Source organism: Mesorhizobium sp. M7A.F.Ca.CA.004.12.1.1 (assembly GCF_003997835.1).
Taxonomy (GTDB): Bacteria; Pseudomonadota; Alphaproteobacteria; order Rhizobiales; family Rhizobiaceae; genus Mesorhizobium.
In genome coordinates this window covers 1-947 of sequence record NZ_RZRK01001312.1, presented here as the reverse complement: position 1 = coordinate 947, position 947 = coordinate 1, and the positions used below count along the sequence as shown (strand labels likewise).

Genomic DNA, 947 nt, shown 5'->3' with positions numbered 1-947 from the left:
CGCTGCCCTGGGGCCAGGCGTTCGAGAAATTCCTGACCATGGTGCAGGCCGGCGATACGCCTGACATCGTCGAAATGCCGGAACGCTGGATGGGCCTCTATGCCAACAATGCCCAGCTCGAGGATCTCGGACCGTATATGGCCAAATGGGATGATGCCAAGACGCTGGGCGACCGCGCCAAGCAGTTCGGCTCGACCGTCAACAACACCCAGTTCATGATCCCCTACGGCTACTATGTGAACGCGCTGTTCTGGAACAAGAAGCTGTTCAAGGAGGCCGGCCTCGACGGACCGCCGGCGACGCTCGACGATTTCATCGCCGATTCCAAGAAGATTTCCGCGCTCCCGGGGAAGTACGGCTACTGCCTGCGCGGCGGGCCGGGCGCCTTCAACGGCATGCACATGTTCATGAACATTGCTGCCGGCAAGGGCGGCTACTTCAACGAGGACGGCACTTCGACGATCAACGAAGAAGGCTCGGTCAAGGGCCTGCAGATGCTGGCCGACATGTACAAGGACGGACTGGCGCCGAAGGATGCCGTGAGTTGGGGTTTCAATGAAACGGTCACCGGCTTCTATTCCGGCACCTGTGCCATGCTCAACCAGGATCCGGACGCGCTGCTCGGCATCGCCGACAAGATGAGCGCCGACGATTTCGCCGTGGCGCCTTTGCCGGTCGGGCCGAGCGGCAAATCCTATCCGACGCTGGGCTATGCCGGCTGGGCGATGTTTGCCAACTCGCAGCACAAGGACGACGCCTGGAAGCTGATGGCGACGCTTCTGTCGCCGAAGGACAATCTGGAATGGGCCAAGGAAGTCGGCGTCGTTCCGATCCACAACGGCGCCGACCAGGATCCCCATTTCAAGACGGAGCAGTTCAAGGGCTGGTTCACGGAGCTCAGCGACAGCTCCAAATATGAAATGGTCACCCCGCCGACGCATCTGGAG

The 947-nt window shown here is 61.0% G+C and carries 1 protein-coding gene; it reads left to right on the top strand.

Features of this window, described 5'->3' with window-relative positions:
* On the top strand, positions 1-947 hold a 947-nt coding region (locus EN984_RS36035), incomplete at both ends, for a sugar ABC transporter substrate-binding protein (protein ID WP_164765989.1).